General features: G+C 38.9%; 9 protein-coding genes. 6 read left to right on the top strand and 3 right to left on the bottom strand.

Annotated elements, in window-relative coordinates:
- Positions 1-40: 40 nt before the first annotated feature.
- Positions 41-424, bottom strand: coding sequence for a response regulator (locus RMZ41_RS19000; RefSeq protein ID WP_322643349.1), 384 nt, complete (start codon positions 422-424; stop codon positions 41-43).
- 97 nt (positions 425-521) lie between these two features.
- The gene (locus RMZ41_RS18995; RefSeq protein WP_322643350.1) at positions 522-2,564 is read right to left on the bottom strand and encodes a GAF domain-containing protein; all 2,043 of its coding nucleotides are present in this window, start codon (positions 2,562-2,564) and stop codon (positions 522-524) included.
- A gap of 768 nt (positions 2,565-3,332) precedes the next feature.
- On the opposite strand from RMZ41_RS18995, the gene RMZ41_RS18990 reads away from it, so the two are divergent.
- Positions 3,333-5,330 (top strand): serine/threonine-protein kinase, encoded by a 1,998-nt coding sequence (locus RMZ41_RS18990; protein WP_322643351.1) that lies wholly within the window; start codon positions 3,333-3,335, stop codon positions 5,328-5,330.
- Positions 5,315-8,194 (top strand): CHAT domain-containing protein, encoded by a 2,880-nt coding sequence (locus tag RMZ41_RS18985; protein ID WP_322734481.1) that lies wholly within the window; start codon positions 5,315-5,317, stop codon positions 8,192-8,194. The genes RMZ41_RS18990 and RMZ41_RS18985 overlap by 16 nt, the downstream gene beginning before the upstream one ends.
- Positions 8,195-8,357: 163 nt before the next feature.
- Here RMZ41_RS18985 and RMZ41_RS18980 read toward each other — a convergent pair whose 3' ends face one another.
- Positions 8,358-9,248, bottom strand: a complete 891-nt coding sequence (locus RMZ41_RS18980; RefSeq protein ID WP_322643353.1) for a DUF928 domain-containing protein — start codon at positions 9,246-9,248, stop codon at positions 8,358-8,360.
- A 581-nt stretch (positions 9,249-9,829) separates the two neighbouring features.
- Between RMZ41_RS18980 and RMZ41_RS18975 the strand changes: the two genes are divergently transcribed.
- The 4 genes from RMZ41_RS18975 to RMZ41_RS18960 all read left to right on the top strand — a co-directional run bounded on the left by RMZ41_RS18975 (position 9,830) and on the right by RMZ41_RS18960 (position 15,238).
- Positions 9,830-11,314, top strand: coding sequence for a sigma-70 family RNA polymerase sigma factor (locus RMZ41_RS18975; RefSeq protein ID WP_322643354.1), 1,485 nt, complete (start codon positions 9,830-9,832; stop codon positions 11,312-11,314).
- A gap of 1 nt (position 11,315) precedes the next feature.
- Positions 11,316-12,560, top strand: a complete 1,245-nt coding sequence (locus RMZ41_RS18970) for a DUF1822 family protein (RefSeq protein WP_322643355.1) — start codon at positions 11,316-11,318, stop codon at positions 12,558-12,560.
- A 5-nt stretch (positions 12,561-12,565) separates the two neighbouring features.
- Positions 12,566-14,920 carry a CHASE2 domain-containing protein gene (locus tag RMZ41_RS18965; RefSeq protein WP_322643356.1) on the top strand — a complete coding sequence of 785 codons (2,355 nt, stop codon included), beginning with the start codon at positions 12,566-12,568 and terminating at the stop codon, positions 14,918-14,920.
- 69 nt (positions 14,921-14,989) lie between these two features.
- A complete protein-coding gene (locus tag RMZ41_RS18960) occupies positions 14,990-15,238 on the top strand; it encodes a hypothetical protein (protein ID WP_322643357.1) in 249 nt (82 codons plus the stop codon).
- Position 15,239 lies beyond the last annotated feature (1 nt).

Below are 15,239 nucleotides of genomic sequence, written 5' to 3'. Positions count from 1 at the left end.
CCTATTCTGAGTTTAAAATGCTTATCCGAACCGTATTGGATCAGGAGCCAATAAATTTTCGTACAGCTTCTCGCAATTGTTCAGCATCAAAAGGTTTGATCAGATATTCTGTTGCACCCGCCAGATGACCCTTCACCCGGTCGAAGGGGGAATCTTGAGAAGTCACCATAATCACGGGCAAATGCTGAAACTGGGGCAAGCTCCGCACCGTGCGGCAAAACTCCAACCCGTTTACATCCGGCATTTGCACATCCAATAGCAAGACTGAAATCGGTTGATGATAAATGATCGACAGGGCATCAACCGCGTTAGCGGCTGTTATTACTTGATAACCCGGTTCTAACGCTCGTTTAATCATTTGATGAATCACAGGGCTGTCATCAAGTGCGAGAACAATCCGTGAGCTTGTCGTACCATTTGACATACTTTACAAGTCGATGAGTCAATCATCGTTGGCGTTTAGCCTAGCATTCCCAAAGGAAGACTTGAATAATTGATATTGTGATAATTTTATACACACTTCAAGTACTTTTAACCAGAGGCTCAACCGGAATTTGAATCAAGAACTCGCTGCCTTTCCCCAGTTCTGAGGAGCATTTTAAAATGCCGCCATGTTTTTCAACCACAATTTGGTAGCTGATGGACAGTCCTAGACCGGTTCCCTTGCCGATGGGTTTGGTGGTGAAGAATGGATTGAACAGTTTTTGCTGGGTTGTTTCTGTCATGCCAGAACCGTTATCTCGAATCCGAATCACTACACTATCTGCGTGGGAGAGTTGGGATAAATCGGAACTACCCGATTCTTCTCTACTAATGAGTTCTGTTTGAATGGTAATGATCGGATTAGGCGTTTCATCTAAGGCATCGATCGCGTTACCCAAAAGATTCATAAATACTTGATTCAATTGCCCCGCATAACAATCAACAGGCGGTAAATTGTCGTATGCTTTAATCACTTGAATCTCAAACTTGGCACTAGTTAATTTCAACCGACTCTTCAAAATTAACAACGTGTTGTCAATCCCTTCATGGATATCCACGGGTTTCATCTCGGCTTCATCGAGGCGCGAGAAGTTCCGCAGAGATAGGACAATTTGCCGAATTCGTTCTCCACCCATTTGCATCGACGACAATAGATTAGGCAAATCTTGCATCAAGAAATCAAGATCGATGGACTCTATCTTTTCCTGAATAGCATCAGTTCCATTGGCATAGGTTGCCTGATAAAGATGCAATAATTCCAGCAAATCCCGAACATAGTTGGTTGCATAAGCAATATTACCGTTAATAAAGTTGACCGGGTTGTTGATTTCGTGGGCAACTCCGGCTACCAATTGTCCCAGGCTCGACATCTTCTCTTGCTGTATCAGTTGCATTTGGGTTTGCTGCAACTGGCTCAGGGCGTTTCCTAGATAGGTGGCTTGAGTTTGAGCGGCAAAGGCGGTTGCTCGTGTTTGGGCAAGCAGTTCTGCCTGATCGAGAGCGATCGCTACTTGATCGGTGACAGCTTTGAGTAATCGGACTTCGCTATCAGTCCATTGGCGCGAACCGCGACAGTAATGGCAAATAATAGCACCCAATTGACCAGAATGGGTTCTCAGTGGCAGCAACAGCACCGAGGTTACTGCCAGTTGATGCAGCAGGGCGCGATCCTCCGGGGTGAGTGCCTCTGAGGTAGTGGAAACATCCTCAATCCTTAGCATATCTAGATTTAAGATAGTTTCTGCCAGAACGGAGCCTGGCCCAAGGGAAAGTTCCCCCAACGCCATCTGAATCTCTGGGCTAGTTGCTTCGTGAGTCACCATAAAATTGAACCGATCTTTGTTGGGCAGACACCACACAAAGTCACAGCGATCGACTTGCAACAGACTATGAATCTCATTCACTGCCGTTTGTAAAATCGTGTCCAGATCCAGAGAATTACGGATTTGATTTGCCAGATTAAACAGAATTGAATCTTGTTGACCAACCAATTCCTGAGTAATCAATTGCTGTTTTAGTTGTTTGATTTCCGGGATCGTTTGACGCAGCTTTGTAGTGTTGCGCTTTAGCTCCAATTGCGCTATTACTTGGTGGCTGAGTGTCTGCAATCCTTTTTGTTGTTTCTGGCTCAGATCGCGCGGTTCAAAGTCCATGACACAGAGTGTACCCAGAACACAACCGCCAGTTATTACTAGGGGGACTCCGGCATAAAACCGGATATTGGGAGCATTTATAACGAAGGGATTGGTGGCAAAGCGGGGATCGGCCAGGGTATCTGGAATCACAAATACATCTGACTGGCGAATGGTATAGTTACAAAATGCGAAATCTCGGCGAATTTCTGTTAATGTGATTCCCACCTTAGACTTAACCAACTGGCGATCGGCTCCGATAAAACTCACCAGTGCCATTGGAGTTTGGCACAAATCGGCTGCCAGTGCTGTTAAGTCATCTAATCCCCGATTGGGTATAGCATCCAAACCCTGAAACTGATACACTGCTTTGAGCCGTGTCAGTTCGTTGGTGCAGGCCATCTTTGTGCAGGGTAGCATGGAATCAAGTAATAATTCAGGGATTTCCATAGTTTTATTTTAATTGAGGGGCGATCGCTAATTTGACACTGAAACAGGTACATTTGCAATCGCTACTCTAAGTTTTCTAAAGCTTTATTTTTTATAAGTTTTTCTTTGAATCTATCCCACTAATAATATTTTTTTAATCCAAATGTGGACAGTAGCAAGGTCAATGAATGCGTCAGAGTAAACTTTTTGACGTTCCCATCTGACAACAAGACGGCGGTATTTGCGTTGATACCAAGCAAAACACCGCTCTTGCTGAAATCTAGGAACAGAAATTTTGATGGGTCAACCGAGTGTTTTTCTTGGTTTTCCAGACTCGTTTGATGCCTGCTTAGGAAATATATCCTCAAATAACTTCCATTCCAGGTCGCTCAAGCCCTCAAAACGTCCAGCCATCAACGGATACACCCAACTCAATTCAGAAATAGATTACCACAACCTGGCATTAGTGGGATAGGTTCATGGCTTTGCCTTTAACAAGCGTGCCATTCGGGTAAAGGGAAAGGATGTATTCAAAACATGAGTCCCTTTCCCCTTTCCCCTTTAACCGAACCGTATTGCCAAAACCCCATTATCAGATTCTGGTATAGAACTGTATGTCAGTTTAATAAGTGTGAGGGGTTACAGAAAACAGGAGCGTGAGATAATACTCATGAGTAAAATGCCTTTAATTGAGGTTGAAGAGAAAAACTAATAATTAAGCAAGTGCAAATATAAACTAATGCAAAGTAATTATTCATCATAGATTACACAGCTGATAGATATATCACTATGAGCTACTGTCTAAATCCTGCTTGCAATAAGCCCCTTAATCCTGATGGCACACAATTGTGCCTTAATTGTGGGGCAAAACTGATATCACTGCTGCGAAATCGCTATCGAATTATTCGTGCGTTAGGAGGTGGAGGATTTGGCAGAACTTTTTTGGCAGAGGATGAAGACAAGCTCAACGAAATTTGCGTTGTCAAGCAGTTAGCACCTCTTGCCCGTGGAACTAGCGCCTTGAATAAGGCGACTGAACTATTTAAACAAGAAGCGTACCGTCTGCAACAGCTAGGAGAGCATCCTCAAATTCCGACTTTGTATGCCTATTTTAGAGAGGACGACTATCTGTATCTGGTACAGCAGTTCATCCAGGGACAAACTTTGGGAGAAGAATTGAAACAACAGGGAACTTTCAGCGAAGAGCAAATCTGGGAAATTTTGCGCGAATTATTACCCGTGCTGAAATTTATCTACAAACATCAGGTAATTCACCGCGATGTCAAGCCAGAAAATATTATCCGTCGCTCCCAGCCAAATACTAATTCCCTTTATCCAACAAGATTTGGAGCAAGTCTGGTATTGATTGATTTTGGTGTGGCCAAGCAGTTAACAACAATAGAGATAGAGCAAACAGGAACGAGCATTGGTTCCTATGGCTATGCACCTGTAGAACAGATGAAGTTAGGCTTGGCATATCCGGCTAGCGATTTATTCAGTCTAGGCGCGACTTGCTTTTATCTTTTGACGGCAATTTCTCCGTATCATCTGTATATGGAGTCCGGTTATGATTGGGTAGCGCACTGGCGCAAACATTTGACATCTCCCATATCTGCAAAACTAGAACGGTTGTTAGACAAGCTGTTGCAAAAAGATATTGAGCATCGCTACCAGTCAGCAAATGAAGTTTTACAAGATGTGCAGTCTCAGCTACCAGTCACAGCAATTCCACAGTCGCTTACTGGCAACCCTTTGTGGTCAAAAATTAGTCTCAAAAAGGCAGTTTCTCCCAAAACTTTGATTCAGGCTCAAATCCCACTGCCAAATAAACTTCTAGTCTGGAGTGCTTGTGTAATCTTGCTTTCAGGGTTAGGAGGATATTTTTATTGGCAGCAAAGCTTGCCCCTAACTGGACATTCAGGGGAAGTTAATTCTCTTGCCTTTAGACCAATTAGGAGCAAGTTCTCCCAAAAGAGAATATTGGCCAGTGGCAGTGATGACAAAACGATTAAAATTTGGAATTTAAACGCTCGAAGGCAAATTGCCAATCTTCAGGGACATTCAGATTGGGTTTATGCAATAGCTATCAGTCCCGATGGTCAAACTCTTGTTAGTGGCAGTAAAGACAAAACTATCAAAGTCTGGAATTTGAACACAGGTAAGGAAATACGCACTCTTTTGGGTCATTCCAGTTATGTGAATTCTGTTGCCATTAGTCCAGATGGTCAAAGTATAATCAGTGGTAGTTATGACAAAACTATCAAAATCTGGAATTTAAATACAGGGAAAGAAATACGCACTCTCTTGGGTCACGAAGGAGAGATTTTGTCTGTTGCTATCAGCCCAGATGGTCAAACTCTTGTCAGTGGCAGTACAGATGAGACTATCAAAATCTGGAATTTGAACACAGGCAAGGAAATACGCACTTTCTTAGCCCATTCAAGTGATGTGAATGCCATTGCTATTAGCCCGAATGGTCATTTGATGGTCAGTGCCAGTGATGACACAACCGTTAAACTATGGAATTTGAACACAGGTAAAAAACTACGCACTTTTGTGGGACATTCCGCCGATGTGAATGCTGTGGCCTTCAGCCCAAACGGTGAAAATATTGTTACTGGTAGCGATGACACGACTGTAAAAGTCTGGAATTTGTATACAGGACAGGTAATACACACCTTTGAAGGGCATACTGCCTCAGTTTATGCTGTTGCTTTTAGTCCAGACGGAAAAACGTTGGTTAGTGCTGGTAAAGACAAGAATATCAAGATTTGGCAAGTACCATAGCCATTTTTGCCGATCAACCATACAAGGGTAACTGTACTGTACAACAGCGTTACGGAGAAGTAGTACTTTACCTGTATACAGCTGTGTACACTAGGAATTCATTTTTGACTAACAACGTGAAGCAGTGTTTTCTAAAAAGTATTGTTGTGACTTGCAAAAATCGCTTTTTTTCTAAAAAATGGTTAAGAAGAATTACGATAGCTGTTTTGGCTACCTTGTTAAGCGTTTCGGGAATTTCAGTTCCAGCTTTATCTCAATTTACTCAGACTCAACCAAATGCCCAACAGTTGCTTGAACAAGGTCAAAAACTCTATGAATTTGGACAGTTATCGGAAGCAGTGACAGTTTTACAACAAGCAATAGATACTTTTAATCTGCAAAAAGACGAACTCGGAAAGGCGATCGCATTAAGCAATCTGTCGTTAGTATATAAGCAACTTGGACAGTTACAAAAAGCAGAAATAGCAATTACACAAAGCTTAAATCTCTTAAATAACTCAGAACTCAGCACTCAAAACTCAGCACTAATCTTGGCACAAACCCTAGACGTTCAAGGAAATCTGCAATTAGAACTAGGTAGAACTGAACAAGCTTTAGACTCCTGGAAACAATCTGCTGATAGCTATGCTCAAGCAGGTGATGAAGTTGGTATCACTCGCAGTTTGATTAACCAAAGCATGGCACAGCAAGCTTTAGGATTTTACCGTCAATCTCGTACCACTTTAGAAAAGTTGCAACCCCGTCTTGAAAAACAACCAGACTCGCTTGTTAAAGCTACTGCTTTACGTAGCTTTGGTGATGTTTTGCAACTAGTTGGTGATTTAGAACTATCCTTCAAAGTTCTACAGCAAAGTCTAAATATCGCCAAAAAATTCCAATCTCTTTCACAAATTAGTGCTAGTTTGCTGAGTTTAGGTAATACCACCTTTGCTCTAGGTAATAGCCAAATCTCGCAGCCAAATAGTATCAGTTTTGAAAACTATACCCCCTTGCATTGTATAAATAGACCTGTCTCTACAGAATCTGTCAAATTTTATCAACAAGCAGCGCAATTCTACAAAGAAGCTGCCACTACAGCAACATCACCACTCTCACAAATCCAAGCCCAACTCAATCATTTAAGTGTATTATTGAACCTTCAGCAATGGTCACAAGCCAAGATTTTATCTTCTCAAATCCAGGGAAAACTAACTAAAATACCTCCAAGCCACACAGCAAATTACGCACAAATTCATTTTGCTCAGAACTTAGTGTGCTTGAAGCAAGCTACCAACGCAAATATTCCTTCTTGGAAAGAAATTGCTCAAATTTTAGCCACATCTGTACAACAAGCTAAAAGCATGGACGATCGACGTTCGGTTGCTTATGCTTTAGGCGCATTGGGTGGATTATATTTAGAAAATCAAGACTTACTTAATGCTCAAAAACTGACCCAGGAAGCTTTAATGTTAGCCCAAGCTATTAGCGCTGGAGATATAGCTTATCTATGGCAATGGCAACTAGGGTACATATTGAGAATACAAGGAGATGTGGCTGGAGCGATCGCCTCCTACACTGAAGCAGTAAATACTCTTAAATATCTCCGCAATGACTTAATTTCTCTCAATCCAGATGTACAGTTTTCCTTTCGAGATAATATAGAACCTGTTTACCGACAATTAATTGACTTACTTTTACAACCTTCATCTCTGGCAAGTAAACAAGAAAGTAAAAGTATTAGTCAAAATAATTTAAAGCAAGCTCGTAGCATACTGGAAACACTGCAACTAGCTGAATTAGAAAACTTTTTCAGAGAAGCTTGTTTAAAAGCCGCACCAGAACAAATTGATGAAATAGTTGATAAAACAGATGCTACAGCAGCAGTGATTTATCCGATTATTCTATCAGACCATTTAGATATAATTCTCAAGTTACCAAATCAAGCGGAATTATCTCATTATACAATTAATAAAAAAGCCAAAGAAGTTGAAAGTATTTTAGATAAATTACAACAATATTTGAGACAACCAGACCGGATAAAGAATGTTCAGGAGTTATCCGATCGAGTCTATAGCTGGCTAATTAAACCGTTAGAATCTGAACTAGAAAGCAAGAATATAAAAACCCTAGTATTTGTACTAGATGGGGAATTACGAAATATCCCAATGGCAGTTTTATATGATAATACAAACAAAAAATATTTAATCCAAAAATATGCTATATCTTTAGCTCCAGGTTTACAATTAATTGAGCCAAAAACTTTAGAAAAAGTTCAACTTAATGGATTAATTGCCGGAGTAAGTGAAGAACGTCAAATCGAAGGACGTTTGTTTCCCCCACTTAAAAATGTAGAAATCGAGTTACAACAAATCCAGTCAACTATATCTAAAAATACAGAACTGGTGAATCAAACATTTACTAAAAAAAATTTACAAAATCAAATTAAACAAGTGCCATATACAGTAGTTCACATAGCAACTCATGGCGAGTTTAGTTCTAATCCTGATAAAACGTTTATATTAACTTGGGAGCAACTGTTAAAAGTTAAGGATTTTGATAATTTAATTCGACTCGGTGGACAAAGAGAATCTAGTGCTATTGAATTACTTGTCCTTAGTGCTTGCGAAACTGCTCAAGGAGATAATCGAGCTACTTTAGGACTTGCTGGCATAGCGGTACGCGCAGGTGCGCGGAGTACATTAGCAACTTTGTGGTCAGTAGATGATGAGTCTACTGCTCAATTTATGAGTCAGTTTTATCAAGAATTAGAAAATAACAAAGTCACTAAAGCCGAAGCTCTCCGCCGCGCTCAACTTAAACTGTTGACTGATTATGAAATTCCCTATTCATGGGCACCTTATATTTTAGTAGGAAACTGGCTTTAAAATAATTTGTAATTCGTAATTCGTAATTCATAATTCGTAATACTCGCTTTCTCTACGAGACGCTACGCGAACAGCGAGAAGCAAGCTACGTAATTAAAGGCTGGACTGCTTGCAAAAGTCAAAAAATAGGAAATAATACTCTAATTTTGTCTCCTAACTTCTTTTACTGTTTAATTTTGACTTCTCCAACAAGAGGTTTTTGGGCTAAATTTTCTAGCTCAATATCTCTCAAGAGGCTAATCCATTCATTATTTAAAGCCGCATTTTGGGGTTCAGTAATACGGAGTTTTGCTAATTCTGCGAGGGCTGAATACCAAATATCATTTTGGGTATATAATTGAATGCGATCGCCTACTGTATTAGTAGCTTTTAACTGCCTTTCCAAGTTAGATGTTAAGGCTATACGTTGCACCCATCCCCGGACAAAAACTGGATCGAATTGTTGTTGATTACAATAAACTTTAAAGTACCATTGGTAAGCTTTATTAACTTCTAGTGATACGGTTGATGGTAAACTAAGACTAACAATACCTGGTATATTGGGCAAAGTAAAAGAAGCCCTATAAACATCGTTATTTGCTTCATCTTGTAAGACAAATTCTCCGCTAGGTACATCATTAGGTTGATAGGGTACAAACACCCAAAAGGTGGGATTCCCTTCAACAACTAAGCCGACTTTTTTTTCAGGTATTAAGGCTATAAGCGGTACTTGCACAGATGGACAGTTACCCCGACTTCCCGCTCCTCCTCGTTGAGAAGGTCTACCTCTACTCGACCCATCTTGTGGTGGTTGATTACCACTAGTAGTCTGCCAACCCAAAAATGCTAAGTGAGGGCTGGGGAAAGGGGAAAGGGAAAAGGGTAAGGGATTTAAACCCTTTCCCCCTTCCCCTTTACCCTTTACCCCGCCAAGTTCCCTTGGCGTACTACTAGTTGGCTGTTGAGACTTTGCTCTCAATGTAAACGGAAAGCTAGTACAGCTAAACAGTGCCAAAAGTAAAATAATAATAAATTTACTTTGAGAACATGAAAATATTTTTTGTAGATTTTTCATTTTCATACTCAGTTATAAATACTTAATATTAATGCTTGTTGAGGATTTTAAACTGCTGATACTGATGTACTGTATAAGATACGAAATTTTTCTCGAATAGACACAGCACAGTTTTTTCTCTAAGATTAAGCTTGTTTACTAATTTTCTATATTATTAATGGGTAGAACAAGAATCCAATTATGCAGTGACGAACTACTAGTCTGCCAAAATCTTTTTAACAGGCGAGAAAAAGAAAAAGGGTAATTCAAAGCTTTCCCTTTTCCCGGTCTATACCTGTCAATATTTGCGTCGCTAAATTAAATGGCTTATCTTGGCAAGACTACCAATAATTGTGAATAAAATATGTAATCCTAAATGAAAATTGCATAATTTGAGCCAGGTAACACCCACTTTAAGTATAGAGGGATAATACAGTTAAACTTCTGCTCAAATAGTCAATTACAACAGGTTGCCTCCAAATATCAGATTGATTTTAACTTTTAATATCACTTTCAAGATGAAAAAACAATAGACCTTAAAGATTATTTTTACATATAACTAAAAATTTTCTCAGTAATTTATGTAAAATCCAATACAAATTATGAAAAAACGTGAAAGTCTCATAGAACAATTTTCAACTTTTCTCAGCTTGAGAAATGATAGGAAAACTTTCAATTTTGTGTGGCAAGCAGATGTAGAATTAGAACGTCATATAAGTTACCTAGCACAATCAAAAACAGATGCTAAAGAGGAAGATTGGGCGCGTTATTTTCTAAAAAATATTAAAGACATATCACAGGAAGAGTTACTTAGAGTTTGTTCAGAAACAGAGACAAAAGAAAAGCTGTATGTTTCTGTATCATCACCAGTAAAACTGTCAAAGTCTTCTTTAAGAGCAGAGAGACATTTGTGTGCATACTTACAGGAAGCTTGTCTTTGGGCTGCTAGAAAAAGCTATCAAAGATTTAAATTCATCCAGCATAAATATCCGCTAGAAGAATACTTTCAAATAGCTAATTCAGCTATTTATCCTCCAGCTAAACTTCTCAAAAGTTTTAATTTTGACCATCCTCAAAACAATATAGAGGGTTATGCTAAAACAGCGGTTGTCCGTTTTATTAGTAATACCATTTATCAAAAAGACTTAGAAGGTAAAAGAGAGAAATTTTCCAACTACGGTCTTTTAAAAGATTTAACTAAAAAAGAAATACAGGAAGCTCTAACTAGCAAAGGAATAAATCAGAACCGGATTAACTCATACTGTCTAGTTTGGCAATGTTTAAATCAAATTTATCAACCTAATCAAAGGCAAGGAAGTCGTAGTTTAGAAACGCCTAGTACAGAATGTTTTCAGGATATTACATTATTATATAATGAACGCTGCAATCAATTAGGATTTCTAGACACACCAGTTTCAAAGGAGAGAATTCAAGAAATATTAGAAATTTGTATTCAAGCAGCGCGTGATTATCGAACAAAAAATTTTCTGCCTTTAGAAGACTACAATAACTTAACTGATGGTCAGCATACTGCCTTAGAAAATCTTGTCCAAGAAGAAGAGTGGCAGCAAGTAAGCTCACTTGTTTCAAGTTTATTTTCAGCTTTACCAAAGACAGGTCAAATAATGTTAATACTATGGCTGGGATTAAACTTAACTCAAACAGAGATGGCAACAGTTTTGAAAAATAAATATCCTGAGCTACAAAAACAATATCAAGTAGCTCGACAGTTAGCAAGATATAATAAAATACTTTTAAAAGAATTTATTAATGAATCTCAGAAAATTTATCCTGAAATTTGTTTAAAAGAAGACAAAGATATCGAAATTATAAAAACTTCATTGAATGAATGCTTACAATCACACTGTCAAAAATTATGTGCATCTTTTTTAAAAAAAATTAGCCAAGAATTACAATTTGAGGGTAGAGTCAGTAATTTACAGCGTACATTAAAAGAAGCGTTCGTATCTCGAATAGCAATATATACGGGTTTATCTACAGATTCTTTGACAGTAGTCAATAATAAGCTAGCTGATTTTGTAGATGAATGGCTGACAGATAAATTTTCTAATATAAATAGGAATTAATATGATGACAATTAACTTAAATGATTTAACTCTAATTTATCCCGAACATTTATGTTTGGAGCTATCAATCCGAGAGCAAGAAATTGCATGGAAGCAAACTATACAAGACCCTTACTCTAACACGGCTGCTCGCTGGAATGCCTATCTAAATCGTTTATCTTTAAATACTTTTTTAAGTTTCTTGCAAGAAGACCCAGATTTACAAACAATACCAAAATTATGGTTTCAAAAAGCTGAACTACCAAGTATCTGGGAAGTAGTAAATGGGTTTGCGTTAACAGTCGGTGAGACTCGATTAGTGTTAATTCCAAGCGATAAAAGCTACCTTGGAGAGTTTCGGATTCCCCAAGAATGGGTTGATATCCCTAGTTGGTCGGCTGATTACTATATAGCGGTGCAATTAAATTTAGATGAATGTTGGCTGCGGATCTGGGGTTATGCTAACTCTCAGCAAATCCGAAAGCAAGCTACTTACGATCCAATGGATCGAACTTATTGTTTAGATACAGATGATTTGATTGCAGACTTAAATATCATGTGGGTAGCACAAGAACTTTGTCCTCCCAGTACAACAGAGATTAAATCTTTACCTACATTGTCAAAAGTAGAAGCAGAACAATTATTGGAACATTTGAGTAAGTGGAATTTTTCTTCTCCTAGACTCAACATCCCTTTTGAAAAATGGGCAGCATTGCTGGCGGTGGATGAATTTCGGCAGCATCTTTATCAGCGACGGATAGAAAAACAAAAAAATAATCAAGTTGAAGCCAACGACTCTTTAAGTAGCAACCTGAGTTTATGGTTTAAAAATATTTTTAGTATAGGCTGGCAAAATTTAGATACTTTATTGACCGCACAACCAAAGGCTTTAGCTGTTCAATTCAGAAACGATTTTGGGTTAAATGAAGGATATATCAAACGAGCAAAGCTAATTGATTTAGGGATACAACTTGGAGGTAGTACAGTTGTTTTGTTAATTGCTGTAAGAACAGAGGTTGATAGCAAAATCGGTCTGCGCGTACAGTTACATCCAGCCAATGGAGAAACCTATTTAATACCCAATCTCAGATTAGTTTTACTTTCACACACAGGGACAATTCTTCAGGAAGTCACTTCTAGGTGTCACGATCATTATATTCAGCTCAAAAAGTTTAAATCTTCCCCTGGAATTCGCTTCAGTATACAAGTTGCCCTTAATGATGTCAGTATAAAAGAAGATTTTGTACTGGAAGTAGCTGACGACTGATAGCCATGACTAAATTAGTCGTGTTGAACTTAGGTAAGGGTAACTTAAAACAGGGATTTGCTACTGTTACAGCTCAGCTGTACAACTATAGCAATCCTATACCCATACAATTTACGGGTAGCTTGCCTGCGGCACCAGAACTTATAGAACTCTACAAACGTTGGCAGTTGCTTTATTTGTTGCTGCATGAAACTCTTTCTCCTAGTCAACGTTGGCAGAGAAATATACTAAGTGATGCAGGTATTGAAATTGATACAGAAGATATAACTAATATTTCCTCTGTGGAATTTAGTAATTTATGTAACAATTTACAAGATAAAATTAATGTTTGGTTAAAATCAGAACTATTTCGTAATATTGACCAGAAATTACGCACGAAGTTAGATCCCCAAGAAGAAATTCGGGTAATTCTGGAAACGGAAGATAACCAAGTTCGACGGCTACCTTGGCATTTATGGGATTTTTTTGAGGATTACCAAAAGGCAGTATTTGGTTTAAGCAATCCTGAAGTAGATGAAGTTAAACTATTAGGGAAATTTGTTAGAGACAAAGTTAGAATATTAGCTATTCTTGGTAATAGCGAAGGAATTGATATTCAAGAAGACCGAGCAATACTTGAAAAACTACCAGGAACAGAGACTGTTTTTTTAATTGAGCCACAGCGCACAGAATTAGATCGATGGCTGTGGGACAAGCAGGGCTGGGATATTCTTTTTTTTGCGGGACATGGTTCGAGTCAAACCGATTATGAAATAGGTGAAATTTGTATTAATCAAACTGAGAGTTTAACAATTTCTCAGTTAAAAAATGGTTTAAAAACAGCGATCGCTAGAGGGTTACAACTGGCGATTTTTAACTGCTGTGATGGATTAGGATTAGTACGAGAATTGGCATCTCTGCATATTCCCCAAATGATTGTCATGCGGGAAGCAGTACTAGATCGAGTTGCTCAAGAATTTTTAAAGCACTTTCTAGAAGCTTTTGCTAATGGAGAATCTTGCCATTTGGCAATGCGGGAAGCCACAGAAAAGTTGCAGGGTCTAGAAACCAGTTTTCCCTGTGCTAGTTGGTTACCAGTGATTTGTCAAAATCCAACAGCTATGTCGTTGGTGTTGAACAAAATCGGCCCTAAATCTACTAGCTTGCACGACCGACGTAATATTATTGAGACAATTTTCAAGGTCAGTATAGTTGCAACTGTCTCCATAATGGGGATACGCTCACTTGGCATATTGCAATCATGGGAACTGATGGCTTTTGATGCAATGATGCGATCGCGCCCCGATGAAGGACAAGATCGACGCATTTTAGTAGTTAATATCACCGAAGCTGACGTGCGATCGCAACCAGCTAAAGAAAGAGGGGGAGCCTCACTATCAGACCGCGCACTAGCTGAAGCTGTAGAAAAATTAGAGCAGTTTCAACCGCGAGTCATTGGCTTAGATATTTACCGGGAGAATCACGTAGGGTCAGAGTATCAGAAATTATCTAGATTCATGCAAAACAGCGATCGCTTCATTGCCATCTGTAAAGTTAGTGAAGAAAACAAAAACAGTGGCGTTTCACCACCACCAGAAGTTCCAGAGCAAAACTTAGGTTTTAGTGACGTTATACCCGATCCCGATGGCATTATCCGCCGTCAAATATTGGCGATGACTCCTGCATCCCCCTGTAACACTGATAAATCTTTTAGCTTTCAATTAGCAAACCGTTACTTACTTGCTCAAGGTATTCAGTCTAAACTTACCGCAGAGAAAAACTGGCAGTTTGGTAATGTTATCTTTAAAAATTTGGAGGAAAGCAGTGGTGGTTATCACAGAATCGATAATCTAGGTCACCAAGTACTACTTAATTATCGCTCTTCCCATCAAGTTGCTACACAAATAACTCTTGCAGATATTCTAAACAATAAACTCACCTCTGATTTAGTGAAAAATCGGATCGTCCTCATTGGTACCAGTGCTGAAAGTTTTCGTGATTATTGGTCTACACCCTATAGCGCCAGTCAATGGCCGTATGAGCAAATATCAGGGGTAATGCTTCAAGCACACATGGTGAGTCAGATTCTCAGTGCTGTTTTAGATCGTCGTCCACTAGTGTGGATGTTACCGAAATGGGGTGAATTCATTTGGGTATGGGGTTGGTCAGTGATTGGTGGCATAATTGTTTGGCAATTTCGGCTATGGTTGAGATTAGGATTGGCAGGAGTCACAGCTATTTGCGTTTTATATGGTGTATCCTTATGTCTATTGATCCAGGGAGCCTGGATACCGCTAGTGCCGTCAGTTTTGGCTTTCATAGTTAGTGTATTTATTGTAACTATTTATACTAATTTTTACAATCACCAATCTAATCGATAAGATTTTCCTTCCTCACATTCAATACATGACGACTATCGTCTCCGTTTTGGAATTGAAAGCAGCTACCGGATGAAAAACCAGTGCCGGATTAAAACTACTATTAAAAACCCTACCATTCGGTTTCTATTTGTAGCTTTATCTTTTTTAATTATTAACATCTGGATTTATCTTGTCTGGCATGATCTCAGCCGCTTAAAAAGAAGCAAAGGACAAGTTTTTCCTCATCTATTTACACTCAAACAAATGCATGAATTTTTACGTCAAGCAGTAGACCGCAACTATGGGGTAGCCTGTGAAGTGTACTTGCCATCTGGTTAAT

The sequence above is a fragment of the Nostoc sp. DedVER02 genome, assembly GCF_034530675.2.
Taxonomy (GTDB): Bacteria; Cyanobacteriota; Cyanobacteriia; order Cyanobacteriales; family Nostocaceae; genus Nostoc.
The sequence above is the reverse complement of the archived record's forward strand: the minus strand, read 5'-3'. Positions and strand labels throughout refer to the sequence as shown.

Excerpts from the sequence above, each read along its gene's own strand:
- RMZ41_RS19000 (WP_322643349.1), bottom strand. The coding sequence starts at position 424 with ATGTCAAATGGTACGACAAGCTCACGGATTGTTCTCGCACTTGATGAC.
- RMZ41_RS18995 (WP_322643350.1), bottom strand. The coding sequence starts at position 2,564 with ATGGAAATCCCTGAATTATTACTTGATTCCATGCTACCCTGCACAAAG.
- RMZ41_RS18990 (WP_322643351.1), top strand. The coding sequence starts at position 3,333 with ATGAGCTACTGTCTAAATCCTGCTTGCAATAAGCCCCTTAATCCTGAT.
- RMZ41_RS18980 (WP_322643353.1), bottom strand. The coding sequence starts at position 9,248 with ATGAAAAATCTACAAAAAATATTTTCATGTTCTCAAAGTAAATTTATT.
- RMZ41_RS18975 (WP_322643354.1), top strand. The coding sequence starts at position 9,830 with ATGAAAAAACGTGAAAGTCTCATAGAACAATTTTCAACTTTTCTCAGC.
- RMZ41_RS18970 (WP_322643355.1), top strand. The coding sequence starts at position 11,316 with ATGATGACAATTAACTTAAATGATTTAACTCTAATTTATCCCGAACAT.
- RMZ41_RS18965 (WP_322643356.1), top strand. The coding sequence starts at position 12,566 with ATGACTAAATTAGTCGTGTTGAACTTAGGTAAGGGTAACTTAAAACAG.
- RMZ41_RS18960 (WP_322643357.1), top strand. The coding sequence starts at position 14,990 with ATGAAAAACCAGTGCCGGATTAAAACTACTATTAAAAACCCTACCATT.